At 48.6% G+C, this 14871-nt stretch carries 13 protein-coding genes, 8 tRNA genes and 1 riboswitch; of the genes, 18 read left to right on the forward strand and 3 right to left on the reverse strand.

Translation table 11 applies throughout. The annotated features are described in order from the left end of the window. The first annotated feature begins 102 nt into the window (after positions 1-102). The 13 genes from BC351_RS30850 (at position 103) to BC351_RS30910 (ending at position 3976) form a co-directional block, all read left to right on the forward strand. Positions 103-179, forward strand: a tRNA-Met gene (locus BC351_RS30850). A gap of 31 nt (positions 180-210) precedes the next feature. After that, positions 211-287 (forward strand) — tRNA-Asp (locus tag BC351_RS30855). Positions 288-306: 19 nt separating this feature from the next. After that, a tRNA-Lys gene (locus tag BC351_RS30860) sits at positions 307-382 on the forward strand. A gap of 33 nt (positions 383-415) precedes the next feature. After that, positions 416-500, forward strand: a tRNA-Leu gene (locus BC351_RS30865). 145 nt (positions 501-645) lie between these two features. Continuing rightward, complete coding sequence (locus BC351_RS30870) at positions 646-897, forward strand: DUF1450 domain-containing protein (RefSeq protein WP_079418291.1); 252 nt, start codon at positions 646-648, stop codon at positions 895-897. Between the two features lie 114 nt (positions 898-1011). After that, entirely contained in the window at positions 1012-1521 is a 510-nt protein-coding gene (locus tag BC351_RS30875; RefSeq protein ID WP_079418293.1) for a ferritin, read from the forward strand. Positions 1522-1653: 132 nt separating this feature from the next. Next, positions 1654-2280, forward strand: a complete 627-nt coding sequence (locus tag BC351_RS30880; protein WP_079418295.1) for a GyrI-like domain-containing protein — start codon at positions 1654-1656, stop codon at positions 2278-2280. A gap of 55 nt (positions 2281-2335) precedes the next feature. Then, positions 2336-2797 (forward strand): hypothetical protein, encoded by a 462-nt coding sequence (locus BC351_RS30885; RefSeq protein ID WP_079418297.1) that lies wholly within the window; start codon positions 2336-2338, stop codon positions 2795-2797. 31 nt (positions 2798-2828) lie between these two features. Beyond that, positions 2829-3527, forward strand: a complete 699-nt coding sequence (locus tag BC351_RS30890) for an AIM24 family protein (protein ID WP_079418299.1) — start codon at positions 2829-2831, stop codon at positions 3525-3527. 103 nt (positions 3528-3630) lie between these two features. Continuing rightward, positions 3631-3705 (forward strand) — tRNA-Gly (locus BC351_RS30895). 9 nt (positions 3706-3714) lie between these two features. Then, positions 3715-3791, forward strand: a tRNA-Arg gene (locus BC351_RS30900). A gap of 22 nt (positions 3792-3813) precedes the next feature. After that, a tRNA-Pro gene (locus BC351_RS30905) sits at positions 3814-3890 on the forward strand. 15 nt (positions 3891-3905) lie between these two features. Further along, positions 3906-3976 (forward strand) — tRNA-Gly (locus BC351_RS30910). Between the two features lie 1178 nt (positions 3977-5154). On the opposite strand, the gene BC351_RS30915 is transcribed toward BC351_RS30910, so the two are convergent. Next, positions 5155-6009: a polysaccharide deacetylase family protein gene (locus BC351_RS30915; protein ID WP_079418301.1), complete on the reverse strand. Its 855-nt coding sequence runs from the start codon at positions 6007-6009 to the stop codon at positions 5155-5157. A 248-nt stretch (positions 6010-6257) separates the two neighbouring features. On the opposite strand from BC351_RS30915, the gene BC351_RS30920 reads away from it, so the two are divergent. The 3 genes from BC351_RS30920 to BC351_RS30930 all read left to right on the forward strand — a co-directional run bounded on the left by BC351_RS30920 (position 6258) and on the right by BC351_RS30930 (position 9138). Continuing rightward, the gene (locus tag BC351_RS30920) at positions 6258-7187 is read left to right on the forward strand and encodes an aldo/keto reductase (protein WP_079418303.1); all 930 of its coding nucleotides are present in this window, start codon (positions 6258-6260) and stop codon (positions 7185-7187) included. Positions 7188-7267: 80 nt separating this feature from the next. Next, a riboswitch (cyclic di-AMP (ydaO/yuaA leader) is annotated at positions 7268-7418 on the forward strand. A gap of 1 nt (position 7419) precedes the next feature. Beyond that, positions 7420-8313: a C40 family peptidase gene (locus BC351_RS30925; RefSeq protein WP_244209229.1), complete on the forward strand. Its 894-nt coding sequence runs from the start codon at positions 7420-7422 to the stop codon at positions 8311-8313. A gap of 123 nt (positions 8314-8436) precedes the next feature. Then, entirely contained in the window at positions 8437-9138 is a 702-nt protein-coding gene (locus BC351_RS30930) for a hypothetical protein (protein WP_079418305.1), read from the forward strand. A gap of 4 nt (positions 9139-9142) precedes the next feature. Here the strand turns inward: BC351_RS30930 and BC351_RS30935 are convergent, their stop codons facing one another. Together BC351_RS30935 and BC351_RS30940 are read right to left on the reverse strand one after the other, a co-directional pair. Further along, positions 9143-10666, reverse strand: coding sequence for a phosphodiester glycosidase family protein (locus BC351_RS30935; protein ID WP_144028579.1), 1524 nt, complete (start codon positions 10664-10666; stop codon positions 9143-9145). Continuing rightward, the gene (locus BC351_RS30940) at positions 10621-11790 is read right to left on the reverse strand and encodes a glycosyltransferase family 2 protein (protein ID WP_079418309.1); all 1170 of its coding nucleotides are present in this window, start codon (positions 11788-11790) and stop codon (positions 10621-10623) included. The genes BC351_RS30935 and BC351_RS30940 overlap by 46 nt, the downstream gene beginning before the upstream one ends. A gap of 96 nt (positions 11791-11886) precedes the next feature. Here BC351_RS30940 and yyaC point away from each other — a divergent pair, with 96 nt between their 5' ends. Both yyaC and BC351_RS30950 read left to right on the forward strand, forming a co-directional pair. Beyond that, positions 11887-12423, forward strand: a complete 537-nt coding sequence (gene yyaC / locus BC351_RS30945; protein WP_079418311.1) for a spore protease YyaC — start codon at positions 11887-11889, stop codon at positions 12421-12423. A 27-nt stretch (positions 12424-12450) separates the two neighbouring features. Next, entirely contained in the window at positions 12451-14253 is a 1803-nt protein-coding gene (locus BC351_RS30950) for an ABC transporter ATP-binding protein (RefSeq protein WP_425270951.1), read from the forward strand. Positions 14254-14871 lie beyond the last annotated feature (618 nt).

Raw genomic sequence — 14871 nt, forward strand, 5'->3', positions numbered from 1 at the left:
TGGGAGAGCATCTGCCTTACAAGCAGAGGGTCGGCGGTTCGATCCCGTCAGCCTCCACCATTATCCCTTAATTGGGATTCATGAAACTTATATGCTTAATGACGCGGGGTGGAGCAGCCCGGTAGCTCGTCGGGCTCATAACCCGAAGGCCGCAGGTTCAAATCCTGCCCCCGCAACCAATCTTCTTACAGAAGATTATGTACATAGTGTGGAGCTGTGGTGTAGTGGCCTAACATGCCTGCCTGTCACGCAGGAGACCGCGGGTTCGAATCCCGTCAGCTCCGCCATTTTTTTAATCTTGGCCATGAGTCATTAGCTCAGTTGGTAGAGCACCTGACTTTTAATCAGGGTGTCGTAGGTTCGAATCCTACATGACTCACCATTCTTTGATCCTGGATCAAAGTCTATTTTATTTGCGGTCATGGCGGAATTGGCAGACGCGCACGGTTCAGGTCCGTGTGGGCTAACCCCCCGTGGAGGTTCGAGTCCTCTTGACCGCATCGCCAAAAGAGTTTTCTTTATTCCTTTTACGAGGACTAGGGAAGGCTCTTTTTTTTGCATTCATTGAATTCACTGTTGACATTGATTATTATTATCACTAATATCGAATATAGCGGTTGATGCAACTGGCGGGGAGTGATCGAGATGAAGACGATTAAATACTGCTGTAGAAACGAGAAGTTCGGGTCCAAACAAATTTTTAAATCCTTGAAAAATGAATATCCTGATCTCAAGCAGAAAAAGAAAGATTGCTTAGGCAACTGCAAACATTGCAAGAAAGAATGTATCGCGATGATCGGTAAAAAAGAATTGCTGTGCGCGGCTTCACCTGATTTACTTTATGCTCAGATTAAACAAATTATCGCTGAATCCAGAGCTGAAAGCGTGATGGCATGAATATAGATCTTTTAAAATTATTACTTCCGTTTGTATTTGTATGCGGAGTTCTGGTAATCTTGTATGTATGGGGAATTAACAAGAGATAACCATACAGAAGGGATGTGTGCATCAATGTTAAACGATACACTAACTGGTGCTCTCAATGAGCAAATGAACTATGAGTTTTACTCCGCGCACGTCTATTTAGCGATTGCAGGCTATTGCGCGGCGGAGAGCTTGGATGGCTTCTCCAATTTTTTCAAGGTACAAGCGGAAGAAGAGAAGTTCCATGCCATGAAGATTTTCAAATATATCAATGATCGCGGTAAAAAGGTATCTTTCGCCGGGATGGAAACACCTGTCAATGAATACAAGTCGATTCTTGACGCTTTCGAGCATGCTTACCTGCATGAACAAGAAGTAACAAGACGAATTTACCATCTGTCTGACCTGGCACTGAATGATAGAGAGCATGCGACGATGCAATTCCTCAAATGGTTCATTGATGAGCAGGTTGAAGAAGAAGCGATGTTTGATAGCATTATCAATAAGCTTAAGCGTATCGACAAAGACAGCAACGCGTTCTATATGTTGGATGCTGAATTTGCACAACGCTCGTTCACGCCACCGGCAGCGGAATAATTACATATGATTTTATGAAAAGAGACTTACCTGTTTCGCGATATTTGGCGAAGGGTAAGTTTTTTTTGATGTCTACTGACTTACAGCTGTCAGGAATCCTTTTATATACTAGAGCCAAAAAGGAGGTACAGCATGGATAAGTTAGATTTAGCCAAAACGTATAAAAGTTATTACTCAGCACCAACAGAACCACAGATCGTGGAATTCGAACCTATACGGTACGTAACAATTCAAGGTCAGGGGGACCCCGATGACCATGCCTTCTCTCAGGCTGCGGAGGCACTTTATACGCTTTCTTACACGATCAAGGGGATTTATAAGAAAGAAGAGCAAGACTTCACTGTGGCCAAGCTGGAGGGCTTGTGGTGGGTGGACGGAGACGTTAGCAAAGCCCTGCTCGTTCCAAGGGAAGAATGGCGCTGGAAGCTGTTGATTCGCATGCCTGATTTCGTCAGGGCGGAGAGTTTCGAAGAGGCTCGCACCCAAGCGATGGCGAAGAAAAAAGAACGGGGCGTTATTTCGAGCATCGCGTATGAATCCCTGCAGGAGGGCGTATGTGTACAAATGCTCCATGTAGGGCCTTATGCGACAGAACCGGAGACCTTGGAACAAATCGATCAGTATTTAGCTGAACATAAATATCGCATTGCTGGGCTTCATCATGAGATTTATTTATCAGATCCGAGAAAAGTAGAGCCTTCGAGAATGAAGACAATTTTGCGGTATCCTATTCAAGAGATAGAAGTGGTGGAGGGGTGATTTTTGCGGTAAGATAGAAGAAGATGTCGAATTGAGCACAGGGGAGGGGCAGCAGATGCAGGCACAAAGAAGCTATATTGCTGGAATTGTAAAAGGTATAGGCCTACTGGTCATATTGATCGGGTTTATGTATCCTGTATCTGCCGCCCAGGCTTCTTGGTTGGATCGGATCAAAGATATTTATGAGCTTCCAGAGAATGTGCAGCAAATTCAAAAGGACTATGAGGCGACTAAACAGCAGTTAGAGGATCAAAAGGACAAGCTATCGGAAACGATACAGCGTTCAAAAGACACAGAAGAGAAGCTTTTAGGGCAGAATGATGCGCTTAAGAAGGAAAATGAGCAGCTGCAAGAGCGTTTGAAAGCAATGGAGCAGGTTGCACTAGATAAAGATAAGCGGAATAAGAAAATCCTTTATATGGCTGTCACGGCTGTTTTATTAGTGGTGCTTTATTTTGTGCTTGGCCGCGTGTTTCGATTTATCGTCTGGCGGAGGCAGAAGCGTCATATGAGATAATAAGTTTTAGCTAATGGGGAGGTCGGCAGAGATGGAAGTATCCTTCGAGAAATCAAGCTCACAGGCAAGGATGGCCACTTTGCGCCTAGATAAGGATGAGTCCGTTCACGTGCTGCATCCCAATCAGATCGTAGCGTTCCAGGGGAAGTCAGCTCAGCGAGAAGATTCTTTGATGAAGCTGCCCAGCATGTACAGGAAAAAACGTTTTATCCAGTCGCGTGTGCGCGGCCCGGCCAATGTAATGTTAGGACTGCCCGAAGGGTACAGCATGGCGGTTGTGCCTATTGGACCTGATGATGACCTCTTGTATGAATTTCGGCATGTCCTGTTCTATACAGAGGGGGTTAGTTTTACTTCCCATTTGCAAAATGTTAAAAATACATTGATCACGCAGGATCTCGTGAAGATGCTGTTTAAAGGTCCCGGCACATTAGGGCTTCTAACTACTGGACCGATCTATCAAATGGCGTTGGATGCGAAGGAGCCCCTGTACGTCGATATTAGCTGCCTTGTCGCTTACCCGCGGAATGCTCAGCTGCGTTTATGTGTGTATGGGAATACGCTGGCGAGCCAGCATATGAATTATCATTGGGAGATAACGGGGAAGGGGCATGTATTGATGCAGCCCTGCAAGCCGGATCGCAAGCTGGATGAGCATATGCAGAGCGATAGTTTGCTTCGCCGTATTGCGAAAGAAGTCATCCCTTTTGGCGGTGTTTTCATCAAATAAAAAAAAGATAATAAAAAACATTTGCAATTGTCTTGGAATCCTGATATATTATTCCTTGTCGCCTCTGAGAAACATCAACGAAAGCGGCAAGTAATTGACCCATGCGGAAGTGGCTCAGCGGTAGAGCATCGCCTTGCCAAGGCGAGGGTCGCGGGTTCGATCCCCGTCTTCCGCTCCAATTTTATATGCGCCCTTAGCTCAGCTGGATAGAGTATTTGACTACGAATCAAAAGGTCGGGAGTTCGAATCTCTCAGGGCGCGCCATTTTCACCATGTAAGACGACTTCGGGACGTAGCTCAGCTTGGTAGAGCACCTGCTTTGGGAGCAGGGGGTCGCATGTTCAAATCGTGTCGTCCCGACCATCAATTTTATAACGCGCGGGCGTAGTTTAATGGTAGAACTTCAGCCTTCCAAGCTGATCGCGCGGGTTCGATTCCCGCCGCCCGCTTTAGAGTTTTTAGAAAAGACCACCTTCGGGTGGTCTTTTTTTTGTCTTTTTTGGGAAGGGGAGGGAAGAGAAGGAGGACAAGGGGAAGTAGAAAAGGGAAGAAGAGCGAGTATGAGGAGGGAATCTAGAGTAGGAAGTGGGGGGCTGGATTGATGGATTGATGGATAGGTGGGGAATGTGAGAAGAAAGGGAGAGAAGTGGGATGGAGGGAGGAGAAGGAGGATATGGAGAAGTAGAAAAGGGAAGAAGAGCTAGTATGGGGAGGGAATCTAGAGTAGGAAGTGGATAGATGGGGAATGTGGAAGGAAGCGAGTGAAGTGGGATGGAGGGAGGAGAAGGAGGACAAGGGGAAGTAGAACAGGGAAAAAGAGCGAGTATGGGGAGGGAATCTAGAGTAGGAAGTGGGGGGCTGGATTGATGGATAGATGGGGAATGTGAGAAGGAAGGGAGAGAAAGTAAAGAGAGAAGTAGAGAAGTAGAGAAGTAGAGAAGTGTAGAAGGGAAGAAAAGAAGAAAAGAAGAAAAGAAGTAGAGAAGAGTAGAAGAGTAGAAGAGTAGTTGCAGCCGTTGGGGCAGGCGATTTTTCGTGCTTGCATAGGAGAACTATCTAAGTTGGTCGCGCGTCCCACAATTTCGCTGATGGCATACATAGGAAGCTACATAGTCAGAAATTTGGATTACTCTGGCCGTGGGTAGCCTACTGAGCTTGGAGAAGCGGCCGACTCTTGAGCTATTTTTACTGTGGAGGTTGCCTTAAAGAGTGGAGTATCTTTCAACTCCATATGTTTTGTGCCCGTGGCTACCATTGAGCAGGGCTGATGGTTCACAGAGCCTGAAAGCCTGCGAAAGTGCAGGCTTTTTCAACGAAATCACTAGAAAAGGAGAAAAGCCTGCAATAGTGCAGGCTTTTCAAGCTTTTCTAGCCTGAAATCAGAAAAAGGCCTCAAAAGCCTGCAGAATCGCAGGAATTTCCCGTTTTATACGATTCCATCGAGAAAAAAGATGCACTTTTGCAGGTTTATGAAATACACAGCCGGAATCCGGGGGCCTAAGAAGCCAGCAGTCACTGGCTCGGAGGCGCGAGGAAGCACGCAAACAAACAGGCTGCCCTCAAGTAGTGTTTTCTACTTGTAGAACAGCCCGGAAAGGATGACGCAGCAGGTGCCGCGTCTTACGAATTATTTGCTCGGAATGGTAACTAATTTATAGCCTTTACTTTTAATGCCTTTAATAATATCAGGGAGTGCGGCGATCGTTGAAGGGTGATCATGCATGACGATAATGCTGCCGGATTGGACTTGGGCGAGAACGCTTTTGGCAATGGCTGCGGCGTTGGTGGATGACCAGTCCTTGGTGTCTTCGTTCCACAGCACCATGCTCATATGGTTGTCTTCCGTAATGAGTTTCGTATCGTTATTGTAAGCACCGTAAGGTGGACGGAATAACGTTATCGGATTTTTGTCCCATTTGGTGAGCTTGTCGAGGCCAGACTTGAACTCTTTGAGCTGATCGTCGTAGCTCATTTTGGTCATTTGAGGGTGGGTATCGGAATGATACCCTACAACATGCCCATCGTACACGGCCTGCGAGACAGATTCGTGATATTTTTCGGCATTTTGTCCAAGGAAAAAGAAGGTGACATGTGTGTCCAGCTCTTTCAGGATTTTTAACAGCTTGGAGGTATCTTTGGTGGGTCCGTCGTCGATGGTGATCGCGACCGTTCCCTTCCCCACGCTGAACACAGGTTTCAGTGCGGAGACCCGGGCAGATTGGCTCGACTTCACGATAACGGGTTCTTCTTTGGGTGAGCCGACTTCTTGACCGATGGAGTCTTGTTCTTTGGTGTCAGGGCTGCTCGCAGCACCTGGTTTGGCAGAAGGTGCCGGAGAAGCCGCTGGCGTTGGAGAGACTAGGGCAGCAGGCGCCGTTTTTTGTGAATTTAAGGTTTGCACAGCTGTGGAGGATTGCTCGCACCCTGCTAGAGCAAGTGGTATCAGGGCAGTTATTGCCCACATTGTTCGTGTTCTTTTCATGAGATTCACCTGGCTGTATAAGAGATTATAATTAGGATATGAATATGACGTTCGATTCAGTCACAAGTTCATAGTTAACTTAAGATTTGTGAAAACCACTGCTTTCACTGCCGAGCATCTACTATCCTAACACTAATGTGAATCGAATGTCATCCTATCTTGGCAAAGAAGATATGGAAGCGTATACTTATTATTGTTAACGTGTGCATTGTTTAGGCAAAATAACATTAGGAAAGAGGTCGGCGAATATGAACGTAAAGAAATTAGGACGAACTGGTTTTGATATCTCGACGATAACTTTTGGCTGCTGGGAGCTGGGAGGAGGTCCTTGGGAGTTCACGAACGACCAGAACAACATTCAGCTCCTTCGGAAAGCATATGAGCTGGGCATTACCACCTTTGATACAGCGGAAGGGTATGGCAATGGACATTCCGAAGAAGTTGTCGGAGAGGCTTTGGGTGACGTACGCAAAGAGTGCATCCTTACGACCAAAGTCAGCCGCAGTAATTTAAAAGCTCAGGACGTCCGCAGGTCTGCTGAAAATAGTTTGAAGCGTTTAAAAACAGACTATATCGATATTTATTATATTCACTGGCCTAGTTTTGACGTGCCGGTTGAAGAGACATTGTCTGAATTTGTGAAGTTGAAGGAAGAAGGGCTGATTCGAGCCATTGGCGTATCCAATTTCTCCATAGATCAGCTCAAGGAAGCAGTGAAGTATGGGCAAATTGATGTAATTCAACCTGAATACAGCCTATTGCATAGAGCTATTGAGAATGAAATGGTTCCTTTTTGCCAAGAGCACCACATTGGCATTATGAGTTACAGCTCCATAGCCAAGGGCATCCTGACAGGTGCTTTTCATTTACAAGGGAAGGCGCTTAAGGAGGGGGATTTCCGAGCTGAAAGAAGGCTGTTCCTGCCTGAGCATTTGCTCGCGGAGAAAGAGCTGCTGGAGGCCATGCAAGAGATGGCTGTTGCCAAAGGCACGAACGTCACCCAAATTGCTATTGCATGGCTGCTGCATCAAGAAGCGCTGACATCCGCGATTATCGGCACACAGGACGAGCATCATCTGGCAAACAATTTACAAGCGGCAGCCCTGTCCTTATCCGCAGCTGAGATCGCAGCCTTGAACACGATTAGTGATCGCGCCTTAGCCGTTATTGGCTATTAAATAGGCTAGCAATCCGTTTCGGTAATAGTTTCCATTTCGCAAAAGTTGTAACTATGAGTCGAACTGTGCTAGTCTATCATAGACAAAAAATGCCGAATCCAAGAGCAGCAAAAGCTCATGGTACGGGGGACTTCTTTACTTGGGGTGAATGATCACTTGGCTTGCCAAGTGCGCTAGGGAACCTCTTCCCGAACCCGTCAACTAACCTCGGAGGCTTCAAGGAGGCAAGGGTTTGAAAGTTTTGGCAAAACGGTTTATTGGTTCCTGCGCAGTAGTTTGCGCCGCAGTACCCTTCTTTGCAGCACCGGTTGCAGAGGCTTCGCCAGCTGACCGTCCCGTGAAAGTTCAGGTCAACGACGAATTGCTGCAGTTTCCGGAAGTACAGCCTTACATTGATGAACAAGGTGTCATGCAGGTTCCACTCAGAGTTCTATCTGAGAAGCTTGGCTATCAGGTTAGCTGGGCTAAGCAAGCAGACGCGATTGTGGTCACACTGCTGAACAAGCAGCAGTCCATTCTATTGATCACAGATCAGCAGCAAGCCATTGTCAACAGCAAGAAGATCAGCTTAGAGAGCAGCCCAACCGTCTATCAAGGCAATACATATGTTCCGCTGCGTTTCATTACAGAAACGTTCGGTTCCCCGATAGAATGGAATGATGCTAATCAGATTGCGATTGTGGATGTGGACAACAAGTCACACAAGCCAGCTTGGATTGCACCGCCACCCGTCGTGAAAGCCGCCGCTGTGGCTGCTCCGCCTGCTCCATCTTTGACGGATCAGATTGTGCAGACTGCCAATGCGTACATGGGGGTTCCTTATGCTTGGGGAGGCACGACGCCAAGAGGGTTTGATTGTTCCGGATTTGTGCGTTATGTGTTTGAGACCAAAGGCATTGATCTGCCTCGAACATCGGCCGAGATGCATAGTTCGTTAAGCAATTCGGTGACAGATTTGAAGGTTGGGGATTTGGTTTTCTTCGCCGCCAAAACGGTGAATCATGTAGGCATTTATTTGGGCAATGATCAATTCATTTCAGCTACTACTTCCAGAGGCGTTACCGTGGAGAGTCTTTCCAGCTCGTATTGGAGTGCAAGGTACGTCGGAGCGAAAAGAGTCTTGTAATTAACAACTTCATCGAACATGTGTTCTCTATGAATCTTTCAACCGGAAGCATAGAAAGCAGATGTTCTTTTTTTGTGCGGAATCTTGCGATTTTTATCGAATTTTTATGGATTTTAGCCTATAATGAAGAAATGTTTGGAAGAAAGAGCAGGTGACACGATCGCGATGCAATTAAGTGTCTGGAAAAGCTGGTTTCACAAAAGAAAACATTCGGATCAAGCCGATAGCGTGTATACCGTGGAACAAGGGCCTGCTATTCCGGAAGAGCTTCGTGACGTGATAGATCAATTTTTTCGTACGTACAACCATTTCAAAGGGGCAAGAAGCTTACAAACGGATACGTTTATAAGAGAAGTGTTTTATGCGACGAAGCAAGATCCCAAAGATCAGAGATCGATCGAAGAGATGGAAGCCTATATTCAACACAAAAACAAACAGCGCCTGCGATTGAAATCCTATGTGATTGATGAGTATCTAAGCTTGAGCGAACATATTCGCATGATCGGCGTTACAAGGGAATTCAGTAATAATCAGAGAAATCGTGTGCTCTATTTTATAATAAAAGAGGATGCTTCTTGGCGGTTTCACCATATTGCAAGGTCGCATCATGGAACCGTTCTGGATAAATTCCAAGTGAAAGAACAAGTTGGCTTCGTGGTAGGGAATGAAAAGGCTGCTCTACTTTTTCTGACACACGCAAGCTCCTCGGATGCCACGTCCTTCATGATAGGCGACTATGTGCATGTAGAGGGTTATTTGGAAGTCGAGCAAGAGGTGAGCAGCCAGTTGTACTACCGTGTTGTCCGAATGAATCGCGTACACTAAACCATTAAAATGTAAGGGCTGCCCGATAGAGGGCTTGATCCCACTTGACACTTCCGCCCAAGGATTCCATGATCGCCCTAAGCGGCATATAAATATGACCGTCTACGATAGTAGGCGCCTCAGGAAGCGCAACGGATTTGCCGTTTACTTGCATGACGGATTGATCCGGATGAAGCTCAAGTCGCGTTGTCCCATATTGTACGCTTAATGTACGGGTATCGCCTTGCCATTCAAACTTGGCACCGATTCTTTCCAGTATCCCGCGAAAAGGGACCATACTGGTTTCTTGCAATAAATATCCTCGAAATTCATGGACGAATTGTCCATTCACCTCAAGTTGAATCTGTGGATGATCCAACCGCTCTACCACGAACGCATTGCTGAGCGCACGTCCCGGACTTCGCAGCATGGAGCCGTTCGCATACAACGCTGAGCTTGCTCCCCCGTCCAAATTCATAGCATCCGTCAGTCCTAGTTTCAAAAGCACCTGCGCCATATCAGCCATCGTAGCCGTAGAAAGCGTCCCCATCACAAGTTGACGGGAAGCGTCGACTCCAATGAAGCTGCGAACATTAGCGCCTGTCGTAATTTTAGGGTCCGTAAAACCATCCCGCTCAGCATCTAAATCAACAACACCGTCCGTGAGGAGATGAGGTCCTGCTCCAATAGCGGCATCGATCGCCGGCAGTTGAACCGCAGCGCCCGTATCTTCATTATGAAGAGAAGAAATTAACTTCGCTGTATCCCCGACATGGATACTCGGCAGCACATGGGTGCGATTATTTGCGCTATTGCCTACTAAGAGAACATACCCATCTTCCGGCATGTTGACGCTATCCGTCGTAATAACGGTAACTAGACCTTCTCTTATGACAATTTTCGTTGAGTTGGGAAATTGAATAGAGGAGCCGAAGTCACGGGTGTACCAGACGACTTGATCGTCGACATCCTCGCCCCAATACTTATTTACGCCCCATGCAGTGAACTTGTAGGCTTTGTTTTGATGCGTAACGTTTATCTGCTGCTCGGTTTGCACGCGCTGCAAGCCAGCGGTTTTGTTTGCGTTCACGAGGAAGGCCGGATTTACACCGGAATGAATGATTTCGCCGGAGCTAACAAGCAATCCGTTTGGGTAGCGCTTGGTTTCATCTTTTTCATAAGAGTCAAAAAAAGTCCCATTAATTCCCGCGATCGCATGATTTCTGCTTAGCATGGAAGAGAAAGCTTCATCATGCCCAATACCTTCCTCAGCGGTAACTGGCTTAACACGCAAGTAGGGATCGGTAAGATCGACGGTGACCCACTGCGCAGTAAAGGATTTTCCATTATAGGAAATAGTCTGACTATGAGTTTGGACAGTGCCTTGAGCGGAAACAGAAGCAGGCAGAATAATGGCGGCTGAAAGCAAACAGCTCATGATAAATGTGTGTGACAAGAAGCGGTAGCGCTTATGCGGCATTGCGGTTAACTTCCTTTCTGAGGTCATTTCTTCTTTAATTCGCGCAGGGAATAAAACGTTCCTCTCCAATAGATGCCACCTTGTTTCCAGGTAAGCCAGACGGATCTGATGATGGTATAGAGGAGCAGAGAGGCACTGACAGGAAGCAGGTAGGCTTCCTCAGCGCGTTTGTCCATCAGGCGTGACATAAGCTTGCGATACAGCCAAATCTGCAGGATGACATCGAGCCCATATATCGCTCCCCGCCAATCCCAAAGACTAATCAGACCTAGCCAAGGCAGGATAAAAAAGATCAGCTGCCCAAGACAAGCAAGTAAAGCGATCGAATAGCTGTAGCGGAAGCCAGAAAACAGGTTCTTCTCCAGCCCAATGACAGCAGCCTTCAGAGTAGGGTACCATTCCACTTGCAGGATATGCTTGCCGGATAGAACCTTCTGACGAAAGCCTGCTTTTTTGAGAGAAATGCCTAATTGAAGATCATCATCAGGTCTTAGCGCAATGGCTTTGTGAGTACCGATGGCTTCATAGGCGCTGCGGCTTACCATATTGAAAGCGCCGATTCCGATGCCAGGCTCACGGGCATTATCCAGATTGGCACGCCATGGACGAACGAACAGCGAGAATGAAAAGAGAAAGAAATGAACGAAGCCTTTGAGCAGAGCTCCTCGCGCAATCATATTGGGCGTCAAGGTAAGATGCTGCACGTCTTGCTCTTTCATGTAAGTGACAGCATCCGTAATGGCATTTGGCGAGAAGAGAATATCGGCATCTGTAAAAAGCAAATATTGCCCTCTAGTCTGCTGGTAGCCTTGATACAGGGCATGGTTTTTGCCAAGCCAGCCATCGGGCAAGTGCGTGATGTGGATGATTTTGAGCGGTGTAGAAATCTCCGATTTGTTCTGCGACCATCTTCGTAGTTCATCAAGTCGGACGCCGGTGGCATCCTGAGAGCGGTCATTAACTGCAATGATCTCCAATCGCGGATAATTTTGCGAAAGCAGGTGACGGACCGTTTCGAGAATGGTGCTTTCCTCTTCCTTGGCAGCAATAATGACTGAAACAAGCGGAGGCTTGTCCGGAAGCTTGAGGGATCTAGGCAGTGTATACAGAAGATGCATGCCATTGTGCGCATCATACGTGATATAAAGCCAGTAGAGGAGGGTCAGGATTGCGATGATGCCGAGGGTGGACATGGCCTACCTCCTTATGAAAGAATAGAAGTTGACCGCATTATATCATTCATCTGGGATGAGGGGAAATTTGGCAAGATGCGTGTGAAGGAGGCAAGGATGGCGGAGAAACGGTCGCAGCCCAGCGAGAACTATTGGAAAAAGCTTAATGGCGAGCAGCTCGCCCTATTTCTGGGAACGTTAAGGATTGAAGCAGGAATGGAGCCGGATCTGTTGGCTTTTGTATGCATAGGAACAGATCGATCTACCGGAGATTCACTTGGACCTTTGGTGGGCAGCAAGCTGGTGGAGCTTGGCTATCGGTATGTAATCGGGACATTAGAGGCACCTTGTGATGCCAGTAATATTGAAACCCGGCTGCAGGAGGTTCCGGAGGGTTGTGTGGTCGTCGCCATAGACGCTTGTTTGGGACTGAAGCTGTCCGTAGGTATGTTTCAAGTATCCAATCAGCCGTTGGCACCTGGAAAGTCAGTAGGCAAGGTGCTGCCGCAGGTTGGCGATTATACGATTGCAGCTATTGTGAATACGGATGGCCCCAGGCAGTATAATATTTTACAAACCACTTCCCTCTACCATGTGCTCAGGATGGCGGATGAAGTGACACGGGCGATTCAGTATGCTTTCCCTATCAGATAAACAGCTTAGGATGGAACGGAGAGATGAATGATGGGACCAGGAGGTATGGGGCGGTTATCTGACAGGAATCGGCCTAAGGCGAAGTTAAAGGATGTTTCGATCAAAAGGATTTTGGGGTTATTTCGGGGGTATAAAGGACAGTTGGCCGTCATTATTGGATTGGCGCTGCTTGCTGCGATAGTTGGCTTGATCCCGCCGCTTGTTATGAAAGAAATCATCGATAAGGCGATTCCGCAAGGAAATATGAAGATTCTAGCCGAAATGGCGCTGCTGATGGTTGTTCTGCCGGTCTTAAGCGGTATGCTGGGCGTGTGGCAAAATCATTTGAATACCAAGGTCACCCAAGGGGTTATTCGGGATTTAGGGCAGTCGCTCTTCCATAATTTGCAGCGCCAATCCATGGCGTTCTTCACGGATGCCCGGTCGGGCGAAATCGTTCAGCGCATAACGGGAGATGTGCAGGCTGTGCAAAGTGTCGTCACCTCGCTCGTTGTTTCCTCGATCACGCAGATTGTCGTTGTTGTTTCGACCATTGGCATTTTGTTTGCGTTGGATTGGAAATTAGCGATTATCTCCGTGCTGATTCTTCCTCTCTTTATGCTTCCGGTGAAAAAAGTATCCAAGTTGCGAAAAACACTTCGCACCGAAACGCAAAAGGTGCGTTCGGATATCTCTTCGCAGCTTAGCGAAAATTTCGGCATCTCCGGTGCTTTGCTGACACGCATTTTTGGCAGAGAGCAGCAGCAGGAGAAGGAATTCACAGCGATGAATCAAAAGGTCATGGATTTGGAGCTGCGTCTTAATCTCGTTGGCCGCTGGTTTGGGATGGCAACGAATACGCTGGGACCGCTGGGTACAGCGATTATTTATATGTATGGCGGTTACTCGGTCATATCCGGCAGTATGACGCTGGGCGCGATTGTCGCGTTCGCAGCGTATCTTGGACGGTTGTATATGCCGGTAGCCACGCTGCTTAACCTGCAGGTCGAAGTAGCTACCGCGCTAGGGGTGTTCCAGCGGATTTTTGAATATCAGGACATGGTGCCGGATGTGCTGGACCGCAAGGATGCGCGGCCGCTCGGGCTGGCGGCGGGGCGTGTGGCGTATAAGCAGGTTTCTTTTGCTTATCAACCTGGGCAGTATGCGCTGCGGAACGTTACCTTCGAAGCGCAGCCAGGAGAGATGATCGCGCTTGTCGGACCAAGCGGCGCTGGGAAATCAACGCTGATCGGCATGATCGCGCGGCTGTATGACCCGACGGAGGGCATCGTCGAGGTGGATGGCGTGGACGTTCGTGACGTCCAGCTGGCTACGCTGCGTTCGCAGATCGCCTACGTGACGCAGGAGTCGTTTCTGTTCCACGCGACGATTGGCGACAACCTGCGCTTCGCGCGGGAGGACGCTACGCGTGAGGAGATGGAGGCTGCGGCCCGCCAAGCCTACATCCACGACTTCATCATGTCGCTACCCGAAGGGTATGACACCATGGTTGGAGAGCGCGGACACCGCCTGTCCGGCGGCGAGCGCCAGCGAATCGCGATTGCTCGCGCGATCCTGAAGCGCCCGCGCATCCTCATCCTCGATGAGGCGACGTCGCACTTGGACTCGGAATCCGAGTCCTATGTGCAGGCGGCGCTCGAGGAGCTGATGCAAGGGCGCACGACGCTCGTTATCGCGCACCGGCTCTCCACGGTGCTGGCCGCCGATCACATTCTGGTGATCGAAGCGGGCAGCGTCGTGGAGCGGGGCACGCACAGCGAGCTGCTCGCTTTGGATGGGCTGTACGCAAGGCTGTACAGCACGCAGTTCGCCAAAGCCGCCGAGGCTTAGGCAGGGAAAGAGAGACTGACAGACTCCCCTTATGGGGGAGCCTGTTTGCTGTTGTGCGTGTGCGCCGCACTAACTTGAGGGATGGGCTGAGCCCGCCCCAAAAAGCAGTCTCAGCCGCAAAAAGTAGCCAAGTGCCCTCCGAGCCTGCCAAAAAGGCTGTCTCGGAAGAAAAAAGCCCCCAACCCCCGCAAAAGCAAGCTGAGCCCGCCAAAAAAGCAGTCTCAGTGGCAAAAAGTAGCCAAGTGCCCTCCGAGCCCGCCAAAAAGGCAGTCTCAGAATAAAAAAGCCCCCAACCCCCGCAAAAGCAAGCTGAGCCCGCCCAAAAAGCCGTATCAGCGGCAAGAAGTAGCCAAGTGCCCTCCGAGCCCGCCCAAAAGGCAGTCTCGGAAGAGAAAAAGCCCCCAACCCCCGCAAAAGCAAGCTGAGCCCGCCAAAAAAGCCGTCTCAGCGGCAAGAAGTAGTCAAGTGCCCTCCGAGCCCGCCCAAAAGGCAGTCTCGGAAGAGAAAAAGCCCCCAACCCCCACAAAAGCAAGCTGAGCCCGCCAAAAAAGCCGTCTCAGTGGCAAAAAGTAGCCAAGTGCCCTCCGAGCCCGCCAAAAAGGCAGTCTCAGAATAAAA

The sequence above is a fragment of the Paenibacillus ferrarius genome (assembly GCF_002027705.1).
GTDB lineage: Bacteria > Bacillota > Bacilli > Paenibacillales > NBRC-103111 > Paenibacillus_E > Paenibacillus_E ferrarius.

Excerpts from the sequence above, each read along its gene's own strand:
- BC351_RS30870 (WP_079418291.1), top strand. The coding sequence starts at position 646 with ATGAAGACGATTAAATACTGCTGTAGAAACGAGAAGTTCGGGTCCAAA.
- BC351_RS30875 (WP_079418293.1), top strand. The coding sequence starts at position 1,012 with ATGTTAAACGATACACTAACTGGTGCTCTCAATGAGCAAATGAACTAT.
- BC351_RS30880 (WP_079418295.1), top strand. The coding sequence starts at position 1,654 with ATGGATAAGTTAGATTTAGCCAAAACGTATAAAAGTTATTACTCAGCA.
- BC351_RS30885 (WP_079418297.1), top strand. The coding sequence starts at position 2,336 with ATGCAGGCACAAAGAAGCTATATTGCTGGAATTGTAAAAGGTATAGGC.
- BC351_RS30890 (WP_079418299.1), top strand. The coding sequence starts at position 2,829 with ATGGAAGTATCCTTCGAGAAATCAAGCTCACAGGCAAGGATGGCCACT.
- BC351_RS30915 (WP_079418301.1), bottom strand. The coding sequence starts at position 6,009 with ATGAAAAGAACACGAACAATGTGGGCAATAACTGCCCTGATACCACTT.
- BC351_RS30920 (WP_079418303.1), top strand. The coding sequence starts at position 6,258 with ATGAACGTAAAGAAATTAGGACGAACTGGTTTTGATATCTCGACGATA.
- BC351_RS30930 (WP_079418305.1), top strand. The coding sequence starts at position 8,437 with ATGAAGAAATGTTTGGAAGAAAGAGCAGGTGACACGATCGCGATGCAA.
- BC351_RS30940 (WP_079418309.1), bottom strand. The coding sequence starts at position 11,790 with ATGTCCACCCTCGGCATCATCGCAATCCTGACCCTCCTCTACTGGCTT.
- yyaC (WP_079418311.1), top strand. The coding sequence starts at position 11,887 with ATGGCGGAGAAACGGTCGCAGCCCAGCGAGAACTATTGGAAAAAGCTT.
- BC351_RS30950 (WP_425270951.1), top strand. The coding sequence starts at position 12,451 with ATGATGGGACCAGGAGGTATGGGGCGGTTATCTGACAGGAATCGGCCT.